The organism is Photobacterium leiognathi, from assembly GCF_030685535.1.
Taxonomy (GTDB): Bacteria; Pseudomonadota; Gammaproteobacteria; order Enterobacterales; family Vibrionaceae; genus Photobacterium; species Photobacterium leiognathi.
In genome coordinates this window covers 1431931-1456021 of the sequence record NZ_CP131601.1, presented here as the reverse complement: position 1 = coordinate 1456021, position 24091 = coordinate 1431931, and the positions used below count along the sequence as shown (strand labels likewise).

Below are 24091 nucleotides of genomic sequence, written 5' to 3'. Positions count from 1 at the left end.
TGATTAAATTTGAACAAAAAGCGTGTCTTTTTGTAACTTTACGATGCAATGTCTAGAATTTATCGCCATAATGTTGTGACTTTTATCTTTCTAAAGAAGCAGACAATGAAACGTATTTACCAATCTTTCTTCGTTGTGCTACTCGCAGCACTGACGCTAACCGCATGTACTGACTCTAAGACACCACAAGAAGGTGACAAATACTCAGTGATCCCAACCCCAATGCCAAATCTGCCAGCAGTAACAGAGATCTTCTCTCTGTCTTGTGGTCACTGTCGTAATATGGAAAGTATGCTTCCTGAAATTAAGAAGCTAACGAATACTAAAGACGTTAATCAAGTGCACGTTATCTTCAATGAAAGTGCACAAAAAGCGGCATTTATTTTCTACGCTGCAATGGTACAAACTGACAACAAGCCAAGTCATAAACTGAAAGAAGCGCTATTCGCTTTTGTTCAAGATTCACCAAAAGACATGACTAACGAACAGCGTCAGGCAGCACTTACTAAAATCTTCCACGACAATGGTTTGAAAAGCCCTTACGAGCTAACGAAAGAGCAACAAGCTGAAGTGTTTAAGATGTTCCAACAATCAGAAGCGATTGTCCGTGATGCTGCACTACAATCTGTACCTGCTTTCTTGATCAATGGTAAGTACCTAGTGAACACAAGTGCTCACGATAGCCTACAAGACATGGCAAATACGATTACATACCTTAAAGACAAGAAGTAAATTCATGCTCATTTAAAATACCTGCCACACTGGTAGGTATTTTTTTATTGATATAAATCCCACTTTTATTCCCTCCCTCTGAAATACCTGCAACAGCCCTATTATTAATTGAACAAATCTCAAAGATACATCTATCAGTAATAATTTTTTTCTATCATTACATAAACTTATGTATGCATACTATGAACGGAGAATTTCGTATGCATCACTGTGATTAATAATGGATAAGGCAAATGCAATTATGATCAAAACACTTAAGCACAAATTATTACTATTAAGCTTGTTACCTATGCTTGCGATTCTTAGTATCGCTATGGGTGTGGTCATCTATTTAGAGAACCAATCTTTAACAGAAAATGTCGCGCATTATAAGCAAGAGCTAATCTCAGAAAGACAGCAAGAATTAAAAGATGCAGTCGTCATCACTAAACATGCAATCGAGAATATTCTGGCTAAAGGTGGTGATGAAACGGCTATTCTTGAAGATGTACGTCAGCTTATTTCCCCTATCCGTTTTGCAGAAAATGATGCTTGTTACTTTTTTATCTATACCATGAACGGCGTCAACGTTGCTCACCCATTAAAACCTGAAATTCAGGGAGCGAATCAAATTGGTGCGACGGATGCCAATGGCGTGGCATACATCAAAGTATTAATTGATGCGGCTAAAAACAACGGTCAATTCGTTAAATACAGTTTTCCTAAAAAAGCCAACCAACCAGCCCAACCTAAAGAAAGTTATGCTATCTCTTTAAACGATGGCAAATGGTTCATCGGTACTGGTTTATACATCGATGATATTGATGCAAGTGTGGCGCAATACACAGCTCAAATTCACTCAAACATGCAAGATCGCATTAACTCCGTATTGCTTATTTCACTGATCTTAACTGTGATTTCAGCAACCATCATCTTGTATGTTGCTAGCCGGATTATTAAACCTGTCGAACGTATGGTTGATACTCTTAACGATATTGCAGATGGTGAAGGTGATCTGACTAAGCGCCTAGTTGTTGAAGGTAATGATGAAATCGCTGCACTGGGTAATGCCTTTAACCGTTTTGCTAACAAGCTTCAAAGCATTATTTCTCAAGTATCAGAAACCACTAACAGCCTGACTACAGCAGCCCATAATGTACATAAACAAACCAATACCTTAACTGCTAAATTAAATGAACATAACTGCGAGACAGAGCAAGTCGTCGCCGCCATTGAGCAAATGAGCCTCGCAGCGAATGAAATCGCAGAAAATACGAACGATGTGGCTTCTGGTACCGAGCGCATGAGCGATGTGTCGTTGGTAGCTCAACAACAAGTAGATACTTCGCTAGTCTCTATTAACACACTTGTTGATGAAGTGACTCAAGCTTCTGGTTATATCGATGCACTCAATCAGCAATCTCACAATATCAACAATGTGCTTAAAGTTATTGGTGATATTGCAGAGCAGACCAACCTACTCGCACTAAACGCAGCGATTGAAGCGGCACGAGCTGGAGAGCAAGGTCGAGGCTTTGCCGTGGTTGCCGATGAAGTTCGTGGGCTTGCAAGTCGTACTCAAAGCAGCACATTAGAAATCAATGAAATGCTTGATCAGCTACATAACTTAGTAACGCAAGCAGTACAAGCAATGGATAAGAGCCAAGCGTCATGTAATGAAGCGGTAAGCTCTACCAACCAAATCTCACATAACCTGCTTTCTGTGACAGAAGCTGTGACTGAAATTAACGGTAAAATCAATCAGATTGCAGCAGCATCAACAGAGCAAAATGCAGTAACTGGGGAAATTAGCGGTAACATGGGATCAATTCAAAATATCGTGACTGAGCTTATTCAAGAAAGTAAGAACTCAGAGCATATTGTGAGTCAACTTGATGATGCTGGTAATCAGCTACAACAATTAGTGGGGCAATTTAAGACTAAATAATCCCCTACACTGATAGCAACAATCAATACCAAGGCACTGTCTGCACTCATGCACACAGTGCTTTTTTCTTTATTATTCAGTTAATAGCTAGCCTTACTTAAAGCAACCGCTTATTTCATACTGTTTGATTTATCATTTTTAGCGTGACTTTCATCACACAATTTGTATGATTTAAAAAAATATAACGTCTCTTATGTATGAAAAATTATTCCCATTTCGCCATCAAATACTTTCGCCAACTTTTGGTTTTCAGAGTCTTTGTAGCACTTAGTATTATTATTAGCGTCATTCAAATATTTAACCTGCCTTATGGCTCATGGGCACTGATTACTGCAGTTACCATTATGGGAAGCATCCCTTTTCTTGGTGGCGTGCTATCAAAAGCCAGTCAGCGCATTAGTGGGACAATATTAGGTGCAATCATTGGCTTATCATTATTCTTGCTACCCGCCTCATATAATTGGCTTCACCATGTTATTTTAATTGCAGCCGTCGTGACGGCGATTTTCTTTACTCAGGGAAAATACTCTTATGCTTCGCTTGTGGTTGCTATCACTATCGTTGTGGTTGCAGGTGGCGGGCCTGAAGATCTCCATGCCGCTGTATGGCGTACTATCAATGTTTTCTGGGCTGCGGTTGTCGCTATCTGTTGTAGCTTATTTATTTTTCCGGCGCGTGCAACGGATCATTATCTCGATTACACCCATAACTTTATTAAACTTTGTTGTGATTACTACCATAAACATAACCAACAAATTGCGACGGGAAACTACAAGCCGATTGATATTAGCCCGTTATCAACCATTCTTGATAAGCAAACAGCACTTCAACCTCACACTAAAAATGAAAATGTGGCGAGTAAACAGTTACTAACGGAAATCATGCTAACGGAAGAGCAGATTTTTACCATGCTAGGTTCAATGCTACATACCAAATGGGACACCCAGCTTGGTCAAGCAAAAATCAGTGATATGCCAGGATTGATGGAAGCAAAAGAACAGCTGGCAAACCGATTTGAAAAGCTTGCTAAGCAAATGGAAAAACAGGTTATTTTGCCAGTTAAGCGTGATGAGATAAAAATGTTATCGATACTGCCACCACCTGAAATGCATGAACAAAGCGATGCCAGTGATATCAGTTACTACGGTTATCTTTGGCTTAACCGTGAAGTTGCACGCCAGTTTTCACTGCTAACGCACTTACTTCACGAATACTATTCTCACGTAAGATATTAATAAAAAAGGGCATGGATCACTTCATGCCCTTTTCTCAAATATACCCAAGTGACTTGGATATAATTATATACGCTCTAATAGCACCATAGCTTCAACGTGATCTGTATGCGGGAACATATCGAACCACTGGAACTTCATTACTTTATATCCCGTTAAACGTGTGAGATCTTTTTCCAACGTCTGTGGGTTACAACTTGAGTAGATAATATGTTTAGGTGCAAAGGTATTTAGCTGCTGACAAAGTGCTTCACCAATACCACGTCGTGGTGGGTTCACTAACACTAATTCAGGTGCCGCTTCATTTGATTGAGTAAAGCTGGTTGAATCCAATGCTGCAAAATCAAGGTTATTAACCCCCATCATTTCCGCAGAACGTTTGGCACTGGCTATCGCTTCAGGTTCGATTTCAATCCCTGTTACCTGCTCGACTTCTTCAGCGCAGTGCAAGGCAAAACCACCTACACCACAGAACAAGTCCCACATTGATGCAGGTTTTACTTCACTAACCCAGTTTTTCGCTGTGGCATATAAACGTTCAGCAACTTTTGGGTTAGTTTGGAAAAAGCTTTTTGGTCTAACAACCAGTGGTACGTGATTAAACTGCTCTAGCAAATAGTGAGCATCTGTTAAGAAGATTTCTTCCTCACCTTCAAGCCTTGCCATATGAACAGGTTGAATGTTCACTGAAACCACTTTTATCGCCGGAAATGCCGCTAATAAATCAGCAAGGTTATTCTCAATACGCTCTATTGCCGTATGACTACGCATGACAAAACGCAGCATAAATTCACCCGTATTTTCACTACGAGTAAGCAGAACGAATTTCAGCTCACCTTTTTTCTTTACAAGATTATAAGGCGGAATACCTGCACGACGGATCCATTGCTCGATATAAAGCAATAAGTCTTGCATATCAGCAGGATATAACGCACAGCGGCATAAGCTAACAGGCTTAATGGTTTTATCTAATGCAGATTGTGTCTGAATTCCTAAACAAGGTTCATGTGCCGCACCCAACACTACCATCTTTGCCTTATTTCGATAGCCTGTTTCAGCACTTTCAACAGGTGCTAACCATTGCTGAGGATGATGTTCAGAAAATAATGAACGCAAAGCGTCATCTTTTTGTTTAATTTGCTGAGCATAAGACGTCGAGGCAAGTGGGCATGAAGGACATACCCCTTGAAGTGAGAATGAACACTGCATAATTCACACAACTACAAAAAAAAGAGCAGTCTAACGCGCAAAACAAAAATAACCATCTGATTTATTTATGGTTATGAGAAATATAATTTATCGATAATTTATATTTAGATTAAAGCTCATTTTGTTTTGTCATTAACTTAATCAATAAACAGTAAATTAGGTATACCTTGATGCTCAACTTGTATAATTCGCGTAGCAAAAACTGACTCTAAGCAAGAAATAGACATAACAGTTTTCGGATCACCAAAACCAATGCAACGCCCTTTATCCAGCAGTACCACTTTATCAGCTTCACGAAGAGTACGATTTAAATCATGATTCGCCATAATGACCGCAATACCTTGGGCAGCAATCCCTCGAATCAAGCGGTACATTGCCGCTTCTTGACCAATATCGAGCGACGCGGCTGGCTCATCGAGTAATAAAAACTTGGCGTCGGGGTTTAAAGATGGTAAAACCTGTAAACATGCTGATGCTAATCGGACACGCTGCCATTCTCCACCTGACAATTGCTGAATACTGCGAGTTAATTTGTCACTTATTGCCAAACAATCACAAACGTCATCAATGGCTTGCTGCTTTAGTGTTTCACTTATCTCACCAAGTGCAGTAAATGCTAATGAGAGATATTGAAAAACCGGAATAGCAAAATTAGGTTTATCTTGCTGCGACATGTAACTACGTATACGCGCTAACGATGCAAGATCATAATCAGCAAGATCAACCCCTTCCAATATCACATTGCCAACAGCAGTAAATAAACCCGAAATTAAACCTATTGCAGTACTTTTGCCACTACCGTTAGGACCAATAAGATGAACGATTTCACCTTTCTGTACTGAGAATGACAAAGGCTGTAATCGAGCATCGACTGTAATATTTTTAACGTTCAACATAGATAACAGCACTCATTAATTCAGTTGAGAACGCATCAGCATCCAAATAAACACAGGTGCTCCCAGTGACGTCGTCACAACCCCTACTGGCAGATCTGCTGAGGGTAATAAAATCCGAGATAAGGTATCAGCAAACACCAATAGTAAACCGCCCGCGATGGCAGATAGTGGCAATAAATAACGATTTTCTGTGCCTAGCATTAATCGGATCAAATGAGGAACAACTAAGCCGATAAAACCAATAACCCCAGCCAACGCCACAGCGCTTCCCACAAGCAGTGACACCATTAAAATCAACTTCCAACGTAAGCTTGCGACATTCAGTCCTAGTTGACGGGCATGTAACTCACCTAACATTAAAATATCGAGCTTCTTACCCTGACAACACAGCACAATTAACACAGGTACTATAAAAAGCAATAGTGATAATTGCTGCCAGCTAACACCGCCTAAACTCCCCATTAGCCAATACATTAACTGGCGCATACTTAAATCATCACTGAAGTAAAATGCCCAAGTGATCACCGCACTAGAAAGAATACCGAGAGCCACACCAATTAACAGCAAACGTGTCATCGAAACACTTCTACGCCTTGATAACCCCACTAATATCAACGTAAATACCAACGCCCCTACCATAGCAGCGATCATTGCCAACATAGGTGATGGGGTAAAAGGTAAGAAAAATAATACGCAGACTAGTGCTAAACTCGCGCCACCAGAGATCCCAAGCACGCCAGGCTCCGCAAGTGGATTGCCAAGTAACACTTGCAGTACAGCACCTGAGCTTGCCAAAGCAGCACCGACCGCAAAAGCAGCAAGTAAACGAGGCAAACGTAGTTGAAATAGTAGTTGTTGTTCTAATGCACCATCGGGAGCCCATGGTTTAATCCATAGCTCTCCGACAGATAATGAGTAAAAACAAACAACAACAAGAGATAGCGACAGGAGCCAAAAACTCATTCGCCAGCGAGAACGTTGGCGAATCAATAATGCATTAAGTGACATGAGATCGATCTTCGGATTGGCGCAAAAACTTAACCTTACTGCCTCAAGAAAAAGAACAAAAGCAGAAAATCATAATTAATAATCGTTTTATTACTTAGCCACACAAACGGATCTGTTCCTCAAAAATAATGTGTGCTTTTTTTACCATTAGTGCTGCACGTTGACCTAACGCAACATTCGCATTAGGAAAAACTACCGCTTCCCCTTTCTCATCGGCAATAAATGCTTCCCCACTATCACTACCTAAATAAACCCCTTCATCAAAGAAAGTAAAATTAGGCAAATCATCAGGAAAAGAGAAATTGAAATCATCAGATTGCTTCAACAGAGTACGACTAACACGGTAAACCTCGACATCATTATTCCATGTAATAGGCAAGGAGTTTTCAGTCACTAGCTTCATCATCGCTCGGCTAAAATGCGCCAATAGCGCTAAATTGTTATTGCCAAAATCAGCAACTTTACCCAGTTCAATCGTCAAGGCTTGTGCGCCATGATATTCCGCACTAAACCAACTAAAAGTAGAAGAAGGATCGTTTGCCAATAACACCGCTTCTATTTTTGCATGTTGAATAAAACTAAACAGGCTATTACTACGGGAATGTTTGTGGCTATAGGGGCTAATTGCAAATGTATAGTGTTCTGAAGGACGTATGGCACAATGCAAATCAAGGTGCCACCTTTCTGGCTGAACCGCTGTAGAGACGCCATAGAAGCTATTCACGGCCTCTTGAAGTTGGTTTGCAACTTTACAATCAATATTTCTTTCTGAGTTTCGGACTTTAAACAACCGATTCATGTTTTCTTCAATGAAACGTGTTTTGTGATTGATAGCCTCAGGATGAGCAATAATCAATAGTAACCGATGTACAGGTTCAATATAGCTAAGCAAAATACCTTCTGCTAATTGCTGGATCAATTCAATCGGTGCCGTTTCATTACCATGAACACCTGATGATAAGACAATGTCTTTAGCCGTACTGATCTGCTCATTGGGGGTGATTTGTAAAACTCCCCGTTGTAAAAGCTGGCAATGAATACCCGATTCTAGTACCCAGTCTGCTGGCACAAAAGGAAGTGATAAATCACACGTTGCAGATAAAAACCTACCTCTTTTCACTTCATCAACAAACGTCATATTACCTCCATGTAGACTAACGTTAATCCTAACGAGAATATCCTTCGTTATCATTCAGTATATCTATAAAAACATTGAAACATAAATAAAACAAAACGATAACCAAAGAGAACGCCAGTTATTTCACAAATAGCAGGCAATAAAAAACCCAAATGAATAAATCCACTTGGGTTTCAATTAAACTAAGCGTGCAAACTAGCTTATTTAGGTACTTCTAACGTTTCTACACGTGCTTTTAGCTTCTGACCTGGACGGAAAGTCACTACACGTCGTGCAGAAATTGGAATATCTTCGCCAGTTTTTGGGTTACGCCCTGGTCTTTCGTTTTTGTCTCGTAAGTCAAAATTACCAAAACCAGACAGTTTTACTTGTTCGCCATTTTCTAAAGCCTTCCTGATTTCTTCAAAGAAGACTTCCACCGTATCCTTGGCGTCCCGTTTGCTTAATCCAACATTCTCAAACAGGTTCTCAGCCAAATCGGCTTTTGTGAGCGCCATAGATAACTCCCTCAAGACTATGTTGAATGGATAGTAACAATGCAGGCATCATTCCGGCTTGTTACTGTGAATAAGGTTATGTTGATACGGTTCGTACACACCTATCGTTGGTGTTTATAGAGATTAACATCTCCAGTTCCTTATCAACTAGAGTCAAGTCTAAGCCAACTTGCTGATTTCCGCCAACTTTTTTACGCAAACTTCACGTTAATTTCTATTATTTTTATTGAAAAATAATATCACTCTTGTGCAATTAGTTGTGCTTAATTGCTGTTCTATAAAATACAATTACCAATAAAAACAAATAGTTACAAATTCAACATACATTAAAAAGGTGGCAAAAATAAAAATTCATCTATTTATCATAGTGTTATTATTTTTGGGAGAAAGATCAAAAAAAAAGCAGCCAACATAGGCTGCTTTTAAAAAACAAAGAGTTAAAAACGTCAAAATTTACTTAACTAACGCGATTAACCTTCATCATTTTTGATTAGTCACGAAGAGATGCGCCGAACTTTTCAGCAAGTGCAGCAACAATCGCTTCTACTGCTGAAGCAATGTCAGCTTCTTCTAGCGTACGCTCAGCAGATTGAAGAGTCAGTGCAATTGCAAGGCTCTTGTTACCTTCTTCAACACCTTTACCTGTGTAAACGTCGAATAGGTTAACATCTGTTAGTAGCTCGCCACCGTTTGCACGACATGCTTCAACTACATCACCAGCAGCAACATCTTCGCTTACTACAACGGCGATATCACGACGGTTTGCAGGGAACTTAGAAACCACTACCGCTTCAGGAAGCATACGAGTGTTGATTGCTGCCCACTCGATTTCAAATACGATAGTACGGCCATTTAAGCCAAACTTACGCTCAAGCTCTGGGTGTACAGTACCGATGAAACCAACTTCTTTGCCATCAACAACGATTGCTGCTGATTGACCAGGGTGAAGTGCTGGGTGCTTAGCCGCTTTAAAGCTAAACGCAGCTTCGTTCGCTGTTAGCTCAAGGATTGCTTCTAAATCACCTTTAAGATCGAAGAAATCAACAGTGTTAGTTGCAATATCCCAGTGCTCATCGCTACGGTTACCTGCAATAACACCAGCAAGCATCATTTCTTGACGCATACCGTTTTCTGCAGATTCTTCAGGGATGAAACGTAGACCAGCTTCAAATAGACGAACACGTGGCTGTTGACGCTTCTGGTTGAACACTACTGTATTTAGTAGGCCAGTCCATAGGCTTAGGCGCATTGCTGACATTTCCGCAGAAATTGGGAAAGGTAGGATCAATGGCTCAATTTCAGGCACGATTAGTTTTTGTTGTTCTGGCTCAACGAAGCTGTAAGTAATTGCTTCTTGGTAACCACGATCAACAAGCAGATCACGTACACGCTTAAGCGGAAGGTTCGCTTCTTTGTGTAGGTTCATGCTTAGTGCAGCAACTGGTGATTGATTAGGGATGTTGTTGTAACCGTAAATACGGCCCACTTCTTCCACTAAGTCTTCTTCAATTGCCATGTCAAAACGCCATGCAGGAGCAACAGCTTTCCAACCTGCATCTGTTGTTTCAACGTCACAACCTAGACGCGTTAGGATTTCAACTACTTCTTCAGAAGCAATTGAGTGACCTAGTAGACGATCTAGTTTAGTGCGACGAAGTTCAATCGTTGCTGCTTTTGGTAAATCAGCTTCTGATTCAACTTCAACGATTGGCGCAACTTCACCACCACAGATTTCAATGATAAGTGCTGTTGCACGTTCCATTGCTTTAGTTTGTAGTGTCGCGTCAACACCACGCTCAAAGCGGTGTGAAGAATCAGTGTGTAGACCGTAGCTACGAGCGCGACCACGGATTGCATCTGGTGCGAAGAATGCACACTCAAGTAGTACGTCTTTCGTCTCAGTGTTAACACCAGAGAACTCACCACCGAAGATACCAGCAATCGCTAGTGCTTGCTTGTTATCTGCAATCACTAACGTGTTGTCGTTTAGTTCAGCTTCGTTACCGTCAAGAAGAGTTAGTTTCTCGCCTTGCTCAGCCATGCGAACAACGATACCGCCATCGATCTTAGCAAGATCGAATGCGTGCATTGGTTGACCCATTTCTAGCAATACGTAGTTAGTGATATCTACGATTGGATCGATTGAACGAGTACCACAACGACGTAGCTTCTCTTGCATCCATAATGGTGTTTCAGCTTGAACGTTTACATTACGAATAATACGACCAAGGTAACGTGGACATGCTGCAGGCGCTTTAACATCGATAGCGATAGTATCAGCTGCTGTTGGCGCAACGATCTCAAATTGAGGCTCTGTCACTTCAGCACGGTTTAGAACACCTACTTCACGAGCAAGACCAGCAATGCTTAGACAGTCAGCACGGTTAGCAGTTAGGTCAACGTCGATAGTAACATCGTCAAGACCTAGGAATTCACGGAAGTCAGTACCTAGAACGGCATCTTCTGCAAGTTCCATGATGCCGTCAGACTCAACATCGATACCAAGTTCAGTGAATGAACAAAGCATACCGTGAGAAGGTTGACCACGTAGTTTTGCTTTCTTGATTTTAAAATCACCAGGAAGCACAGCACCAACCGTTGCCACAGCAACCTTGATACCTTGACGACAGTTAGATGCACCACAAACGATGTCTAGTAGCTCTTCAGCACCTACATCTACTTTTGTTACGCGTAGTTTGTCAGCGTCTGGGTGTTGTGCACACTCAACCACTTGACCTACTTTAACGCCAGTAAATTCACCAGCAACTGCTTCAACGCCGTCAACTTCCAAACCAGCCATTGTGATCTGGTGAGCTAGCTCTTCGCTGTTTACTGCAGGATTAACCCACTCGCGTAGCCAAGATTCAGAGAATTTCATAGATTTCTAGCCCCTAGTGCTTACTTAAACTGTTTTAGGAAACGTAAGTCGTTCTCGAAGAACGCACGTAAATCGTTAACGCCGTAACGAAGCATAGTTAGACGCTCAACGCCCATACCAAATGCAAAGCCTGAGTACTTCTCAGGATCGATGTTAACTGAACGTAGAACATTAGGGTGTACCATGCCACAGCCTAGTACTTCTAACCACTTACCGTTCTTACCTTTAACGTCAACTTCAGCTGAAGGCTCAGTGAATGGGAAGAAAGAAGGACGGAAACGCACTTCAACTTCTTCTTCAAAGAAATTACATAGGAAATCGTGAAGAATACCTTTTAGTTGCGCAAAGTTTACATTTTCGTCAACTAACATACCTTCCACTTGGTGGAACATTGGTGTGTGAGTTTGATCGTAGTCATTACGGTATACACGGCCAGGTGCAATGAAACGGAATGGTGGTTGACCATTTTCCATTGTACGGATCTGAACACCAGATGTGTGCGTACGTAGCATTAGATCTGGGTTGAAGAAGAACGTATCGTGGTCAGTACGTGCAGGGTGATCTTCAGCAATGTTTAGCGCATCGAAGTTGTGGAAAGCATCTTCAATTTCAGGGCCAGCTTCAGTTGTAAAACCAAGCTCACCAAAGAAACTTTCAATACGCTCAATTGTGCGTGTTACTGGGTGTAAGCCACCATTTTCAATACGACGACCTGGAAGAGAAACATCGATAGTCTCAGCCGCAAGCTTAGCTTCAAGCTCTGCACGTTGTAGGCCATCTTTACGCTCTACAAGTAGTGTTTGCACTGCTTGCTTCGCTTTGTTGATCTCTTGACCAGCAGTACGACGTTCTTCTGGTGGTAATTTACCTAGGGCTTGAAGTTGAAGAGTTAGGTGACCCTTCTTACCTAGGAATTGAACTCGGACTTCGTCCAGAGCGACTAATGAATCAGCCTGCTCAATAGCTGCCGTTGCGTTGGCAATAATCTCGTCTAGATGTTGCATCGTATCCTCATCCACCCACAGGTGGCGTCCTTAAGGGAGATATAAAATCGCGTAACAATACATACTAAAGAAAGCGGCGTCTAAATCCAAATTGAATCGCAATAAAACCGTAAGTTTGGACGAAAAAAAAACGCCTTTATCAGTTGCACAGCAAAAAATGGTGATTTCAATCAATTAGGTCGCAAATTAAGTAAGAATTGAAGGCTGGATCTGGATTCCTATTTCTCATTTTTTCATCTATCTAAAAACCTCCCCTAGCAGTAATTTTATTACATATTTTTGGAGGTTTTACTCATGGACACAAAAGATTTTACCGGACTTCTATCTATTCTAAAATTCGCATTACTACTCTGTGGCGCACTGATCATCATGGGAAATATGGGCATGTTTTCAAGTATGCCGATCATGATGAAAAACCCACTAACAAGTCAGATGCACGTCGATTACATTCATATCCTTTATTACCTTGCTTTTAACGGTCTATTTGTTGGTTTTTTCATCTGTTTATGGATCAGTTTCCAACACACTAAAACCAAAACGCGTTCTTACTTACAGCATCATTAAGCGTTTTGATATTCCTTACTCACAGATAAAAAGCGATAGCCTATAACTCTATCGCTTTAATTATTCCTTTCATTGATAATTGTGAAATTAATTGTCAAAGCTGTTTTAAAATTACATTTTTCAGTGTAAATTATGATCAAAGTCAAAGTTAGGAAGTCTCTGATGAAAAATAAAGAATTCGCTGCTCTATTAAAAATTTCAACTTTTGCAATGATCCTTTGTACTGCGCTACTTGCACTGGGTAATTACGGCCTAGCACATGCAATGCCTATCAGCTCTGCATCTGGTTTCAATATTATTAACCTAGTGTTCTTCATCGGTCTTAATGCTCTTCTTGTTCCATTCCTTGCATTTCTTGTTAAGACACGTACACGAGCAAGTAAACAACGCCGTGTAATGGCATAAGGTTTATTCCTATCCTTTAAAAACCAGCACCTCTAGATGCTGGTTTTTTTATATCCAGATAAAAATAAAATACACTGTTGCATTTTTCAAAATCCTCTAATATTATAATTGAACACTGTTTTATTGTTTGAGAGGAAATTATGATGAAAAAACAAAATAACTACTGGTTAACTTATGCTAAAGCAACCTTCGCTATTGCAGCCATTGCAATGATCATTAGCATTGTAAAGCTACCAGGTGATTTGATCATCAAAGGCTATTACAGTATCTGTAGCTTATTTTTAGTCAGTGCCACGATCACATTAAGCAAAGCTGTTCGGGATGAGGCGGAGTCAGATCGCTTAATCAACAAAATTGAAGAAGCGAAAACAGCCAAATTACTTAACGACATTGATGACTAACTGATAGATATGTTTATGGACTATCAATCAATACTTCATCTATGTGAAAGTAGACAACGCTTAAACACACTTATAGAAACTAAGCGTAATAGATATAATTTGTTGCTTAAGAGATCTCGTACTCTTAAGCAACAGATCCACTATATTGATGAGCAACTAATAACTAATATCAATACTCCTCCTATACCATCCCCTTCTGCTTCTTCACAACAAAAGGCTGCAGAGATATTCCAAGAAACATTACGCCAACAGTGGAAGAAAAAGCAGCAGTTATTACATGTAGAGACCACAATGTCCACACATGCAAAATCTATTGAGAGAATTGAAGCATTAGTAGCAGAAACTACCAACATGCTCAGGGCTTATAAACGGCAAGTAGTAAACAGAGAAGCCATTGATATACAACTCTTACTCCAACTTAACCAACTCGAGATAAAGTTATTACTGACATTAGAGAGCTATAACATCGACGGTAATGTGTCGAGGTAACACGCTTATATAAAAGAAGAGATTTATAAGAAATGAAAATACGTAAATATGAAAAAAGGAGAGCCGAGGCTCTCCTTTTAACTTAAAAACTAAACTGAGAAATTACAGTGCAGCTTTTGCCTTTTCCACAAGAACAGTGAAAGTAGCTTTGTCGAATACAGCGATATCTGCAAGGATCTTACGATCGATTTCGATAGATGCTTTCTTCAGACCGTTGATTAAACGGCTGTAAGACATACCGTTTTGACGTGCAGCAGCGTTGATACGTGCAATCCATAGTTGACGGAAAGTACGTTTCTTCTGACGACGGTCACGGTAAGCGTATTGACCAGCTTTAGTAACAGCTTGGAAAGCTACGCGGTAAACACGTGAACGTGCACCGTAGTAACCTTTAGCTTGTTTAAGAACTTTCTTGTGACGTGCACGTGCTTGTACACCACGTTTTACGCGAGGCATAGGAGACTCCTAACTAAAATAATTAAATATAAAACTAAAAACGATTAAGCGAACGGAAGCATACGAGCAACTGCAGCCACTTCACACTTAGGAAGGATTGCATTTGGACGAAGCTGACGTTTGTTCTTAGTAGTACGTTTAGTCAGGATGTGACGCTTAGTAGCGTGCTTAAACTTAAAGCCACCAGCTGTTTTTTTGAAGCGCTTAGCTGCGCCACGATTTGTTTTCATCTTTGGCATGAGATGATAACTCCGCATTGTTGATAGTTAATAATCACAGTAATAGGGCGAACAAAAAGCGCTGCCTAAGCAGCGCTTTTAGCTACTTGAATGCCTTTATTACTTCTTCTTTGGGGCAAGCATCATGGTCATTTGACGTCCTTCTACTCGATTAGGGAAGCTTTCACAAACCGCGATTTCTTCAAGCTCACTCTTAATACGATTTAGAAGTTCAATACCAATGCCTTGGTGGGCCATTTCACGACCACGGAAACGTAGCGTTACTTTACCCTTGTTGCCCTCTTCTAAAAAGCGAGTCAGGTTGCGTAGTTTTACCTGATAGTCGCCTTCGTCTGTACCAGGTCGGAATTTAACTTCCTTGATCTGGATTTGTTTCTGGTTTTTCTTTTGCTCTTTAGCAGCCTTGCTCTTTTCGAACAGGTACTTGCCATAGTCCATCACACGACAAACTGGTGGCTCGGCATTAGGGCTAATTTCAACTAGATCCACACCAGCTTCAAGAGCAACATCCATTGCTTCATCTAATGAAACAATACCAACTGATTCGCCATCAAGGCCAGTTAGGCGAACTTCACGTACGCCACGAATTTCTTCATTTAGACGATGCGCGTTTTGCTTAACTGGTGCTTGGGTTCTTTTTCCGCCTTTAATACCTTATTCCTCCACAATATTGAGCTTACGACTGCTAATTTCTTCCTGCATAAATGCAACAAGTTCATCAATCTTAAATTTACCCAAATCTTTACCCTTGCGAGTACGAACTGCTACAACGCCTGCTTCGACTTCTTTGTCGCCACAAACAAGCATAAATGGTACTCGCTTCAAAGTATGTTCGCGGATTTTAAAGCCAATCTTCTCATTTCTCAAGTCCGCATTGACTCTAATTCCGCATTTTTTCAGTTTTTCTACAATTTCTTGTACATATTCAGACTGAGCGTCAGTAATATTCATCACTACAGCCTGCTGAGGCGCCAACCATGTTGGGAAGAAGCCTGCATAATCTTCAATCAGAATACCGATGAAACGCTCTAGTGAGCCAAGAATTGCACGGTGAATCATAACCGGAGTATGACGTTCGTTATCTTCGCCTACGTAAGTTGCGCCTAAGCGCTCTGGTAAAGCAAAGTCTAGCTGAACGGTACCACATTGCCATGCACGATCTAAACAGTCGTGAAGAGTGAACTCGATCTTAGGACCGTAGAATGCACCCTCGCCTTCTTGAATCTCAAACGGAATGTTCATTGATTCAAGTGCAGTAACTAGGTCAGATTCAGCCTTATCCCACATTGCATCAGAACCTACACGTTTTTCTGGACGAGTAGATAATTTAACTACAATGTTGTCAAAACCGAATGTCTTGTAAGTATCATACACCATTTCGATGCAAGATGTAACTTCTTGTTGTACTTGAGCTTCTGTACAGAAAATGTGCGCATCATCTTGAGTAAAGCCACGTACGCGCATGATACCGTGTAGAGAACCTGATGGCTCGTTACGGTGACATGAACCAAACTCAGCCATACGTAATGGTAGATCACGGTAAGATTTTAGACCTTGGTTGAAGATCTGTACGTGACCTGGACAGTTCATTGGCTTGATTGCGTATTCACGGTTCTCAGAACTTGTTGTGAACATTGCATCTGCGTACTTGTCCCAGTGACCAGAACGTTCCCAAAGAACGCGGTCCATCATTAGTGGACCTTTCACTTCTTGGTAATCGTACTCGTTTAGTTTTTCACGTACGAATACTTCTAGCTCACGGAAGATAGTCCAACCATTGTGGTGCCAGAACACCATACCCGGTGCTTCTTGCTGCATATGGAACAGATCAAGTTGCTTACCAATCTTACGGTGGTCACGCTTAGCCGCTTCTTCTAAACGAGTTAGATGAGCTTTTAATGCTTTCTTATCGTGGAATGCAGTACCGTAGATACGTTGCAGCATCTTGTTGTCACTATTACCACGCCAGTATGCACCAGCAACGCTTAATAGTTTGAAGTTTTGACAGAAGCCCATGTGAGGAACGTGTGGACCACGACACATATCAATGTATTCTTCGTGGTGGTAAAGACCTGGACGGTCATCACGTGCTACGTTCTCATCAAGAATTTCAATTTTGTAAGTTTCGCCGCGAGCTTCAAAAGCATCACGCGCTTCTTGCCAGCTTACTTTTTTCTTAACAACCTGATATTTGGTTTTAGCAAGCTCAAGCATGCGCTTTTCAATCACTTCAAGATCTTCTTGAGTTAGTGATTGCTCTAGATCGATGTCGTAGTAGAAACCGTTATCGATTGTAGGACCAATAGCCATTTTCGCTTCTGGGTAAAGCTGCTTAATTGCGTAGCCTAATAGGTGAGCACATGAGTGACGTACGATCTCTAAACCATCTTCTTCATCTTTAGCAGTGATGATTTCAAGGCTTGCGTCATTTTCAATTAGATCACATGCATCTACGCGTACACCATCAACACGCCCTGCGATCGTTGCTTTTGCAAGACCAGGACCGATTGAAAGTGCCACGTCCATAGTTGATACAGGCGCATCGAATTGACGTTGACTACCGTCAGGAAGAGTAATTACAGGCATGAATAATGTCCTTTAACAGTGGTGCCACACACCAAGTAGCACATGTTGAATTTATAAAGCTTGGAAGCTTTGACGAATAAAAAGCGTTTAAATTTCGATGCTGCAATACAGAGCGACATACTGAAATAAAAACGACGCGCTACTATAGCAAACGCAATTCATGGATTGCAAAGAATCCCCTTAAATAAATTTCAATTATTTACTCAACTAATGTGTAACTCACTACGTACAGTTTTTCGATACCTGGATATATTTCTTGAATCACCGCTTTGAGTTGCTCTAACGTCATATTTTCTTGTTGCGCATGGAAGTCATTTAGTTCTGAAAATAAAATCGGCTCGACACTATCAATTGCCAATATGCAGAACTCACGGCCATCTTCAAAAGTTGATACTTTTACTTGTGTGCCAGGTACATAGTAACTTTCTGCTTCATCACGAATGGTGATTGTTTTTTTGCCTGATAAGATGTCTGCTTCAAAACGTTCAAAGAATGTCATTTCTGTAGGAATAGTTTGCGAGTTCATTTTTACTTCTCTTTTTAAATTAACGCCTACGTCAGATTACTCCTATTTTTATGAATTCGTATATTTTGTTTTGTAACTATATTTTATGGCAGTGAGTAATATATCTTTATTTGTGCGTATCTATAATCATCTCATTCATTATCAATGACATAGATTTCATCTTTTATTTTAAATAATTAATCACGTCTTTTTTACAGATAACTTATTTTTAATACTTTGTTTTTATTGTTTTTTCTTCTTTCATATTTAACTGTTTTATCAGTCATTGTTTACAAATCACACTGAGTTCACATTTCTTCAGTCTATAAATGGTCTAAGATGTTGATAGACAAGTTGTATACATACGTTTCAGTGCGCGGAGGATGATTATGTGGCAAGCCATTTCTCACCAACTGTCAGATGTACTAGGTCGACCATTTAAAATTGTTGAAAGGCAATCTCTTGAAGGCGGTGACGTCAGCGATTGCTATTGCGTCAGTGACGGTGAACAACGGTTCTTTCTAAAGCTCAATGACAAAGAGCAATTGGTCGTTTTTGAAACTGAAACGGAAAGCCTCCGCATCTTAAATGAAGCTAATTGTGTACAAGTGCCACAATATATCCATGTCGGTACTTGCCGTGATAAATCTTTCCTCACCTTAAACTATCTACCAATAAAAAAAATCGATGACGAAGCGGGTTATCTTTTAGGTCAACAACTGGCAAAACTCCATTTATGGGGTGAACAAGCTGAATATGGCTTTGACTTTGATAACTATGTCGGACTTACGCCACAACCTAACCGCTGGCATCGCCGTTGGAGTCGTTTTTTTGCTGAACAACGTATCGCTTGGCAGCTTCAGTTATGTGAAGAGCGAGGGATTGTTTTTGGCAGTATCGATATTATTACCAGCAATGTGATCAAACGTTTACTTAACCACCAGCCAAAGCCATCTCTATTACATGGTGATTTATGGCATGGTAATACTGCTTTAACTGTATCTGGCCCCATTATTTTTGATCCTGCGACGTATTGGGGCGATCGTGAATGTGATATCGCAATGACTGAACTATTCGGTGGTTTTCCTGACAGTTTTTACGATGGTTATAACGCTATCTATCCACTTCCAGAGGAATACCAAGAACGAAAAGAACTATACAATCTTTATCATATTCTTAATCACTGCATTTTATTTGGTGGTGAATATATGGGACAAGCCGAATACATCATTGCCAAGTTAGGTTTACTCGACGAATAATCCCCTCTCGCTTATGGCATAAGTTCTGCAATTGCTCTTATGCCATACTTATCGCACTGTTCTTTTATTTTGCTCCCTTTTGTTTCCCCTCATGTTGTACTCATAGCAGTTCTTATCTTTCAATAAAAATGATTCTCATGACGTAGCTATCAATACATTTATCAATCTATTGCTATGCTAGGTATAGAACAAAGAGAAGCTTGAGTATCTAACAAGATGAAAAGGTGAAGGAGTACAAAATGAGAAATTATTCCGAACAGAACGTAAGTTGCCCCCATTGCGGTCACATGATCCAAATATCGCTTGATGCAAGTGCGGGTAGCCAAGAGTTTTATGATGATTGCCCAGCATGCTGTAACCCTATTCATGTCAACATGCAGGTTGATGAGCTACATAAAACCATCAACTTATTTATCGATGCCGATGATGAGCAAATTTTTTAATCTGAATATGTATAACGTAAATCCACTAGACTAATGCGATAAGTAACCTAGTGGATTTTTTTAACCATTATGCTCTTGCAGCAATAACACGCTCTACTGTATCGACAATCGCTTGAGTTTGCGGATCAATTTCAATATTAATCACATCACCAACAGCTCGATTCTTAAGGTTTGTACGCTGCAATGTTTCAGGGATCAAATTAACGTTAAAACGGTTCTCCACCACATCACCTATCGTTAAGCTAATACCGTCAATGCCGATATACCCTTTGGTAAACACATACTTCATTTGTGCTTGGGGCAAGCTAAACCACACTTGATGATTATTCTCTGAGGTCACAACATCAGAAACTATCGCTGTACACATAATGTGTCCAGACATTGAGTGACCACCGATTTCATCACCGAACTTTGCCGCTCGCTCAACATTAACTTCATCCCCTTCTTTTAATAAACCAAGGTTAGTCACGTTGAGTGTTTCCTGCATCAAGTCAAATGACAGCAGATCATCATTAATATTAGTCACCGTTAAGCAGCAGCCGTTATGTGCAATTGATGCACCTAGCTCAACATTAGCCAACAGATGCTTCGGCATACGAATGACGTGAGTTTGGAAATTTTCTTTCTTATCAATAGAAACCACTTCAGCGGTGCCTTGTACGATCCCAGTAAACATAGTGTTCCTCAACTGAGTATTTAATCACTGCGTTTATCGACAGCGATTTGATTTTAAAAGCTATTTTTTATAGCAAAAGCTGTAATAACGCTAATACTTAAAAGTAATGGTATCAAACCTAAGAAAGCAATTGGTCAATGGTGAAATCCCATACAGCTCAGATTCATCTTTCTCATGCTATCTCGTAATGACAAATTATTGTCAAATAAGCATATTAACAACTAAAATCGTATCCTCATTAAGAATGATTATATAAAATATAATTCTATATCAATGAGATACTGAATAGTTCCATCACCATATAAAGGTATACTATGAACACTGACATCGCTAATGATGCCATCAAAGCAGACAGTAATCAGGCGAGTTCTTCGAAGACGCTGCGCATTACACTTATTGCTTTAATAGCGATTCTATCGTGCTATTACCTATGGGTACTATATAAAGCAGTAACACCTAATGTCAGTATTGCCTACAAAGCTTACTACATTAAAAATCAGACACTTTTCTGGCAACCAAAACAGCCTAAACTAGCGCTTACCATTCCATCGTCACTCGATATGACAACTAAAGTGCCTTACTTATCTCGTGCTGGTTGGGAAGAAGACGCTGATAATAATGCACGTCTATTAAACAGCACTGGCGGCCTTTACTTTACAGTGCCAAAGGCTGAACAAAAAAATATTCATTTAACAGTAAGCCTCTCGACACCACTATCAACACCTTTGAATATTCATTTAAATCAATGGACTGGTGTACTGACTCCAACAACGCAAGCAAATACGTTAGTGGCTTCTATTCCCTATAATGCATTGATTACAGGTGACGCTTTACAGCATTTCACTATTGATACCACCTCGCCTATCGCGATTAAGCACATTGATTTTTCATACCAAGAAGGTGCTTTAGCTCATCAAACTATTACAGCATCACATTCGCAGGATACTTCTCCTGCCGTGAACCACTAAGGTACATAACATGAATAATAACCTTAAGAACCCTGATTATAAGTTATCGCTGATCGTTCCTGTTTATAACGAGGAAGTGGCGATCACACCGTTTTTAAATGAAATTAACGAGAAGCTTGCCTCTATTCGCCCTCATATCGACATTGTTTTTATTAATGATGGCAGTAAAGACAAAACCAAAGCAGTAATTGAAACTGCAATTGCTGAAGATGATTCCATTTCTCTCATTAACTTTGCTCGTAATTTTGGTAAAGAAGCGGCCATGACTGCCGGACTCAATTACGTAAAAGGTGATGCCGCAGTTATATTAGACGTAGATTTGCAAGATCCACCAGAATTAATTCTTGAATTTGTTCGCCTATGGCAAGCCGGTGAATACGACACCGTGTATGGCGTTCGTGTTGATCGCTCACAAGATACTTTCTTAAAACGTGTCACTGCAGGCGGTTTTTATCGTTTCTTCAACTTCTTATCTGCAGAAACAACCTTGCCTGAAAACGTCGGTGATTTTCGCTTAATTGACCGCTGCGTAATTGAAGCGGTGAAACAATTACCTGAGCGCAACCGCTTTATGAAAGGTTTATTAGCATGGTCATCTTTCCGTTCGATTGGTGTTGATTTTCAACGCCCTGAACGAAATGTCGGTGATACCAAGTTTAACTACTGGAAACTATGGAACTTCGCAATGGATGGCTTCACAAGCTTCACCGCTTAGTCATTACGTGTATGGGGATTCATTGGTTTCGGAATATCTTTCTTATCCTTTTTGTTCTTGATGTACGTATTGATCAGTACCATTTTCTTTGGTGTGCATACCCCAGGTTATGCTTCAACTATCTCGGTGGTGTTGTTCTTAGGTGGTATTCAGTTAATTTCACTGGGCATTATTGGTGGGTACATTAGTCGTATTTATACTGAGCTTAAACAGCGCCCTATCTATTTAGTCGAAGGTGTTTACGGTAAGTACAGTCAAGAAACACAACAAGATTCTGATGTAGATAAAGCCATTGAAAAAGAGTTAGAAGTCACTAATGAATGAGTCATTTTTAAAGCATTTTTGGCAATTAAATCGTTTTGCGATCATTGGTTTACTTGCAACAGCCGTACACTTATCCGTTGTTAGGTTATATTTTTTCCAAATTCAAGAACCGTCTGAATACACTGCCAACGTTGTGGGATTCAGTATTGCGTTTTTAGTATCTTATTTTGGTCATCGCCATTTTACATTTGGACAAAAAGGATCATTTTTAAAGTTCCTAGCCGTATCGCTAATGGGCTTTTTTATCAATAACATTATCCTTGCATCACTGCTAAAAAGTGCGATGTTTTCAGGCTGGATTGCGGTCACTATTTCAACCTTATGTGTACCGATCATTACGTTTATTTTGGCTAAGTTCTGGGTGTTTAAATGAATACGATATCTTTGCCATCCATTAAGATCAGTAAGCAAGAATGGCTAATGCTCATTTTTGCAATGGTTGTTAGCCGTACTGTTATCTATTGCTTAGGTCTATGGGGTGTAACTGAATTTACATCAGGTCACTATGCTGAACAACCCTTGCTACAAACCATTTGCCGTTTCGACTGTGTATGGTTTTATCGCATTATCCAAGATGGTTACGACTTAGTACCTCAATGGCTAAGCCAAAAAAATGCCGCTAACTGGGCATTCATGCCGTTGCAGCCGTTCCTTGGTTGGATTTTTTCGAAGTTTTTCTCTTTTGAAAATCCAATTAATAATGCACGTCTTGGTTTAGTCATAGCCTCAAACCTTGCATTCTTAATCAGCTTGCCAATGATCTTAATGGCATTAAAACAGTTACGTTTTAGCAAAGGCACCCAATACGCAGCGATTTGGTTATTGTGCTTTTCACCCTATACCGTGTACTCGACCGCAGGTTACACCGAGCCACTGTTCATCGCGTTTGTCACTGGCGTATTCCTATTTAGTTATCGTCAACAGTGGGCATGGGTAGCGATTCTGGGGTTACTGGCAGCCATTACTCGTAACCTTGGGGTATTTTTGGTTTTCCCTGTGTTGATCATTGCGATTCAGCATTATGGTGTGAATAGCTTCTTACGCCTTAAAACACCAGCAGTAAAAGTTATCGCCGCGATTTGGATTATTCCATTTGGCTTCTTTACTTACATGGCTTATCTCTATTTCCATGTCGGTGATGCACTGGCCTTTGGTCATATTCAAATTGCGTGGGGTCGCCAATTAACCAATCCGTTCCATTGGATCATGTTTGGCTTTGAAAAAGGTGGCCCTAAGCTGTATCTCGCTATCGTTGCCCTATTGTCATTTGCGTTAAATATTTACTTGGTTGTACGCAAATACTACGCAGAAGCACTGTTTATGTTTATCTGTTTAGTGTTACCACTATCATCAAACCTCAACGCAATGCCGCGATACGCATTTGGTCTGTATCCAACATTTCTTGGCTTACTGCTGATCATTGAACGTTACCCATTCATCAAAACACCGATGCTATGTGTATTCAGTTCCGCTAGTACCTTTATTGCAATTGGTTTCTACAGCCATATGATGTTTACGGTTTAACGCTTTTTTGATAAAA

27 protein-coding genes are annotated in these 24091 nt (G+C 40.3%); 14 read left to right on the top strand and 13 right to left on the bottom strand.

All coding sequences use genetic code 11. The annotated features are described in order from the left end of the window. Positions 1–105 precede the first annotated feature (105 nt). From Q7674_RS13820 to Q7674_RS13810, 3 genes are all read left to right on the top strand, one after another. Entirely contained in the window at positions 106–732 is a 627-nt protein-coding gene (locus Q7674_RS13820; RefSeq protein WP_023932545.1) for a thiol:disulfide interchange protein DsbA/DsbL, read from the top strand. 220 nt (positions 733–952) lie between these two features. Beyond that, positions 953–2659: a methyl-accepting chemotaxis protein gene (locus Q7674_RS13815; protein WP_305424031.1), complete on the top strand. Its 1707-nt coding sequence runs from the start codon at positions 953–955 to the stop codon at positions 2657–2659. Between the two features lie 197 nt (positions 2660–2856). After that, on the top strand, positions 2857–3894 hold the full coding sequence (locus Q7674_RS13810) for an FUSC family protein (RefSeq protein ID WP_045063494.1): 1038 nt from the start codon (positions 2857–2859) through the stop codon (positions 3892–3894). Between the two features lie 63 nt (positions 3895–3957). Here the strand turns inward: Q7674_RS13810 and rlmC are convergent, their stop codons facing one another. From rlmC to pheS, 7 genes are all read right to left on the bottom strand, one after another. Next, on the bottom strand, positions 3958–5100 hold the full coding sequence (gene rlmC / locus Q7674_RS13805; RefSeq protein ID WP_107229637.1) for a 23S rRNA (uracil(747)-C(5))-methyltransferase RlmC: 1143 nt from the start codon (positions 5098–5100) through the stop codon (positions 3958–3960). A gap of 137 nt (positions 5101–5237) precedes the next feature. Then, a complete protein-coding gene (gene btuD / locus Q7674_RS13800; RefSeq protein ID WP_305424028.1) occupies positions 5238–5996 on the bottom strand; it encodes a vitamin B12 ABC transporter ATP-binding protein BtuD in 759 nt (252 codons plus the stop codon). A 15-nt stretch (positions 5997–6011) separates the two neighbouring features. Continuing rightward, positions 6012–7004: a vitamin B12 ABC transporter permease BtuC gene (gene btuC, locus Q7674_RS13795; protein ID WP_008986882.1), complete on the bottom strand. Its 993-nt coding sequence runs from the start codon at positions 7002–7004 to the stop codon at positions 6012–6014. A 94-nt stretch (positions 7005–7098) separates the two neighbouring features. After that, positions 7099–8142 carry a succinylglutamate desuccinylase gene (locus Q7674_RS13790; protein WP_305424026.1) on the bottom strand — a complete coding sequence of 348 codons (1044 nt, stop codon included), beginning with the start codon at positions 8140–8142 and terminating at the stop codon, positions 7099–7101. 200 nt (positions 8143–8342) lie between these two features. Next, complete coding sequence (gene ihfA, locus Q7674_RS13785; RefSeq protein WP_008986880.1) at positions 8343–8639, bottom strand: integration host factor subunit alpha; 297 nt, start codon at positions 8637–8639, stop codon at positions 8343–8345. A 490-nt stretch (positions 8640–9129) separates the two neighbouring features. Next, positions 9130–11517 carry a phenylalanine--tRNA ligase subunit beta gene (pheT, locus tag Q7674_RS13780; RefSeq protein WP_045063489.1) on the bottom strand — a complete coding sequence of 796 codons (2388 nt, stop codon included), beginning with the start codon at positions 11515–11517 and terminating at the stop codon, positions 9130–9132. Between the two features lie 20 nt (positions 11518–11537). Then, positions 11538–12521 (bottom strand): phenylalanine--tRNA ligase subunit alpha, encoded by a 984-nt coding sequence (pheS, locus tag Q7674_RS13775; RefSeq protein WP_005367402.1) that lies wholly within the window; start codon positions 12519–12521, stop codon positions 11538–11540. 294 nt (positions 12522–12815) lie between these two features. Between pheS and Q7674_RS13770 the strand changes: the two genes are divergently transcribed. From Q7674_RS13770 to Q7674_RS13755, 4 genes are all read left to right on the top strand, one after another. After that, positions 12816–13085 carry a hypothetical protein gene (locus Q7674_RS13770; protein ID WP_045063487.1) on the top strand — a complete coding sequence of 90 codons (270 nt, stop codon included), beginning with the start codon at positions 12816–12818 and terminating at the stop codon, positions 13083–13085. 162 nt (positions 13086–13247) lie between these two features. Continuing rightward, positions 13248–13490 carry a hypothetical protein gene (locus Q7674_RS13765; protein WP_008986877.1) on the top strand — a complete coding sequence of 81 codons (243 nt, stop codon included), beginning with the start codon at positions 13248–13250 and terminating at the stop codon, positions 13488–13490. Between the two features lie 140 nt (positions 13491–13630). After that, positions 13631–13891: a YiaA/YiaB family inner membrane protein gene (locus tag Q7674_RS13760; RefSeq protein ID WP_008986876.1), complete on the top strand. Its 261-nt coding sequence runs from the start codon at positions 13631–13633 to the stop codon at positions 13889–13891. Positions 13892–13906: 15 nt separating this feature from the next. Then, positions 13907–14380 (top strand): hypothetical protein, encoded by a 474-nt coding sequence (locus Q7674_RS13755; RefSeq protein WP_305424024.1) that lies wholly within the window; start codon positions 13907–13909, stop codon positions 14378–14380. A 102-nt stretch (positions 14381–14482) separates the two neighbouring features. Here the strand turns inward: Q7674_RS13755 and rplT are convergent, their stop codons facing one another. The 5 genes from rplT to yqfB all read right to left on the bottom strand — a co-directional run bounded on the left by rplT (position 14483) and on the right by yqfB (position 18187). Continuing rightward, positions 14483–14836, bottom strand: a complete 354-nt coding sequence (gene rplT, locus Q7674_RS13750; protein WP_005367388.1) for a 50S ribosomal protein L20 — start codon at positions 14834–14836, stop codon at positions 14483–14485. 44 nt (positions 14837–14880) lie between these two features. Continuing rightward, positions 14881–15075 (bottom strand): 50S ribosomal protein L35, encoded by a 195-nt coding sequence (gene rpmI / locus Q7674_RS13745; protein ID WP_005367387.1) that lies wholly within the window; start codon positions 15073–15075, stop codon positions 14881–14883. 99 nt (positions 15076–15174) lie between these two features. Next, entirely contained in the window at positions 15175–15663 is a 489-nt protein-coding gene (infC, locus tag Q7674_RS13740; protein ID WP_434144985.1) for a translation initiation factor IF-3, read from the bottom strand. Between the two features lie 66 nt (positions 15664–15729). Beyond that, on the bottom strand, positions 15730–17661 hold the full coding sequence (thrS, locus tag Q7674_RS13735; RefSeq protein ID WP_305424022.1) for a threonine--tRNA ligase: 1932 nt from the start codon (positions 17659–17661) through the stop codon (positions 15730–15732). 199 nt (positions 17662–17860) lie between these two features. Then, positions 17861–18187 (bottom strand): N(4)-acetylcytidine aminohydrolase, encoded by a 327-nt coding sequence (gene yqfB / locus Q7674_RS13730; protein WP_045063483.1) that lies wholly within the window; start codon positions 18185–18187, stop codon positions 17861–17863. 368 nt (positions 18188–18555) lie between these two features. Here yqfB and Q7674_RS13725 point away from each other — a divergent pair, with 368 nt between their 5' ends. Together Q7674_RS13725 and Q7674_RS13720 are read left to right on the top strand one after the other, a co-directional pair. Further along, positions 18556–19425, top strand: coding sequence for a fructosamine kinase family protein (locus Q7674_RS13725; RefSeq protein WP_023932559.1), 870 nt, complete (start codon positions 18556–18558; stop codon positions 19423–19425). 239 nt (positions 19426–19664) lie between these two features. Then, positions 19665–19868, top strand: a complete 204-nt coding sequence (locus Q7674_RS13720; RefSeq protein WP_042116864.1) for a CPXCG motif-containing cysteine-rich protein — start codon at positions 19665–19667, stop codon at positions 19866–19868. 67 nt (positions 19869–19935) lie between these two features. Here the strand turns inward: Q7674_RS13720 and Q7674_RS13715 are convergent, their stop codons facing one another. Continuing rightward, a complete protein-coding gene (locus Q7674_RS13715) occupies positions 19936–20544 on the bottom strand; it encodes a riboflavin synthase (RefSeq protein WP_045063477.1) in 609 nt (202 codons plus the stop codon). A gap of 314 nt (positions 20545–20858) precedes the next feature. Here Q7674_RS13715 and Q7674_RS13710 point away from each other — a divergent pair, with 314 nt between their 5' ends. From Q7674_RS13710 to Q7674_RS13690, 5 genes are read left to right on the top strand one after another with little or no spacing between them, the layout of a single operon-like run. Continuing rightward, the gene (locus Q7674_RS13710) at positions 20859–21512 is read left to right on the top strand and encodes a hypothetical protein (protein WP_045063475.1); all 654 of its coding nucleotides are present in this window, start codon (positions 20859–20861) and stop codon (positions 21510–21512) included. Positions 21513–21522: 10 nt separating this feature from the next. Beyond that, positions 21523–22227, top strand: coding sequence for a glycosyltransferase family 2 protein (locus Q7674_RS13705; protein ID WP_305424018.1), 705 nt, complete (start codon positions 21523–21525; stop codon positions 22225–22227). 60 nt (positions 22228–22287) lie between these two features. Next, a complete protein-coding gene (locus Q7674_RS13700) occupies positions 22288–22551 on the top strand; it encodes a hypothetical protein (RefSeq protein WP_305424016.1) in 264 nt (87 codons plus the stop codon). Next, entirely contained in the window at positions 22544–22924 is a 381-nt protein-coding gene (locus tag Q7674_RS13695; protein ID WP_045063471.1) for a GtrA family protein, read from the top strand. Before Q7674_RS13700 ends, Q7674_RS13695 begins: the two co-directional genes overlap by 8 nt. After that, complete coding sequence (locus Q7674_RS13690) at positions 22921–24075, top strand: membrane protein (RefSeq protein ID WP_045063470.1); 1155 nt, start codon at positions 22921–22923, stop codon at positions 24073–24075. Before Q7674_RS13695 ends, Q7674_RS13690 begins: the two co-directional genes overlap by 4 nt. Positions 24076–24091 lie beyond the last annotated feature (16 nt).

Bases quoted from the DNA above. Each gene is read 5' to 3' on its own strand.
- Q7674_RS13820 (WP_023932545.1), top strand. From the start codon at position 106: ATGAAACGTATTTACCAATCTTTCTTCGTTGTGCTACTCGCAGCACTG.
- Q7674_RS13815 (WP_305424031.1), top strand. From the start codon at position 953: ATGGATAAGGCAAATGCAATTATGATCAAAACACTTAAGCACAAATTA.
- Q7674_RS13810 (WP_045063494.1), top strand. From the start codon at position 2,857: ATGAAAAATTATTCCCATTTCGCCATCAAATACTTTCGCCAACTTTTG.
- rlmC (WP_107229637.1), bottom strand. From the start codon at position 5,100: ATGCAGTGTTCATTCTCACTTCAAGGGGTATGTCCTTCATGCCCACTT.
- btuD (WP_305424028.1), bottom strand. From the start codon at position 5,996: ATGTTGAACGTTAAAAATATTACAGTCGATGCTCGATTACAGCCTTTG.
- btuC (WP_008986882.1), bottom strand. From the start codon at position 7,004: ATGTCACTTAATGCATTATTGATTCGCCAACGTTCTCGCTGGCGAATG.
- Q7674_RS13790 (WP_305424026.1), bottom strand. From the start codon at position 8,142: ATGACGTTTGTTGATGAAGTGAAAAGAGGTAGGTTTTTATCTGCAACG.
- ihfA (WP_008986880.1), bottom strand. From the start codon at position 8,639: ATGGCGCTCACAAAAGCCGATTTGGCTGAGAACCTGTTTGAGAATGTT.
- pheT (WP_045063489.1), bottom strand. From the start codon at position 11,517: ATGAAATTCTCTGAATCTTGGCTACGCGAGTGGGTTAATCCTGCAGTA.
- pheS (WP_005367402.1), bottom strand. From the start codon at position 12,521: ATGCAACATCTAGACGAGATTATTGCCAACGCAACGGCAGCTATTGAG.
- Q7674_RS13770 (WP_045063487.1), top strand. From the start codon at position 12,816: ATGGACACAAAAGATTTTACCGGACTTCTATCTATTCTAAAATTCGCA.
- Q7674_RS13765 (WP_008986877.1), top strand. From the start codon at position 13,248: ATGAAAAATAAAGAATTCGCTGCTCTATTAAAAATTTCAACTTTTGCA.
- Q7674_RS13760 (WP_008986876.1), top strand. From the start codon at position 13,631: ATGATGAAAAAACAAAATAACTACTGGTTAACTTATGCTAAAGCAACC.
- Q7674_RS13755 (WP_305424024.1), top strand. From the start codon at position 13,907: ATGGACTATCAATCAATACTTCATCTATGTGAAAGTAGACAACGCTTA.
- rplT (WP_005367388.1), bottom strand. From the start codon at position 14,836: ATGCCTCGCGTAAAACGTGGTGTACAAGCACGTGCACGTCACAAGAAA.
- rpmI (WP_005367387.1), bottom strand. From the start codon at position 15,075: ATGCCAAAGATGAAAACAAATCGTGGCGCAGCTAAGCGCTTCAAAAAA.
- thrS (WP_305424022.1), bottom strand. From the start codon at position 17,661: ATGCCTGTAATTACTCTTCCTGACGGTAGTCAACGTCAATTCGATGCG.
- yqfB (WP_045063483.1), bottom strand. From the start codon at position 18,187: ATGAACTCGCAAACTATTCCTACAGAAATGACATTCTTTGAACGTTTT.
- Q7674_RS13725 (WP_023932559.1), top strand. From the start codon at position 18,556: ATGTGGCAAGCCATTTCTCACCAACTGTCAGATGTACTAGGTCGACCA.
- Q7674_RS13720 (WP_042116864.1), top strand. From the start codon at position 19,665: ATGAGAAATTATTCCGAACAGAACGTAAGTTGCCCCCATTGCGGTCAC.
- Q7674_RS13715 (WP_045063477.1), bottom strand. From the start codon at position 20,544: ATGTTTACTGGGATCGTACAAGGCACCGCTGAAGTGGTTTCTATTGAT.
- Q7674_RS13710 (WP_045063475.1), top strand. From the start codon at position 20,859: ATGAACACTGACATCGCTAATGATGCCATCAAAGCAGACAGTAATCAG.
- Q7674_RS13705 (WP_305424018.1), top strand. From the start codon at position 21,523: ATGAATAATAACCTTAAGAACCCTGATTATAAGTTATCGCTGATCGTT.
- Q7674_RS13700 (WP_305424016.1), top strand. From the start codon at position 22,288: ATGTACGTATTGATCAGTACCATTTTCTTTGGTGTGCATACCCCAGGT.
- Q7674_RS13695 (WP_045063471.1), top strand. From the start codon at position 22,544: ATGAATGAGTCATTTTTAAAGCATTTTTGGCAATTAAATCGTTTTGCG.
- Q7674_RS13690 (WP_045063470.1), top strand. From the start codon at position 22,921: ATGAATACGATATCTTTGCCATCCATTAAGATCAGTAAGCAAGAATGG.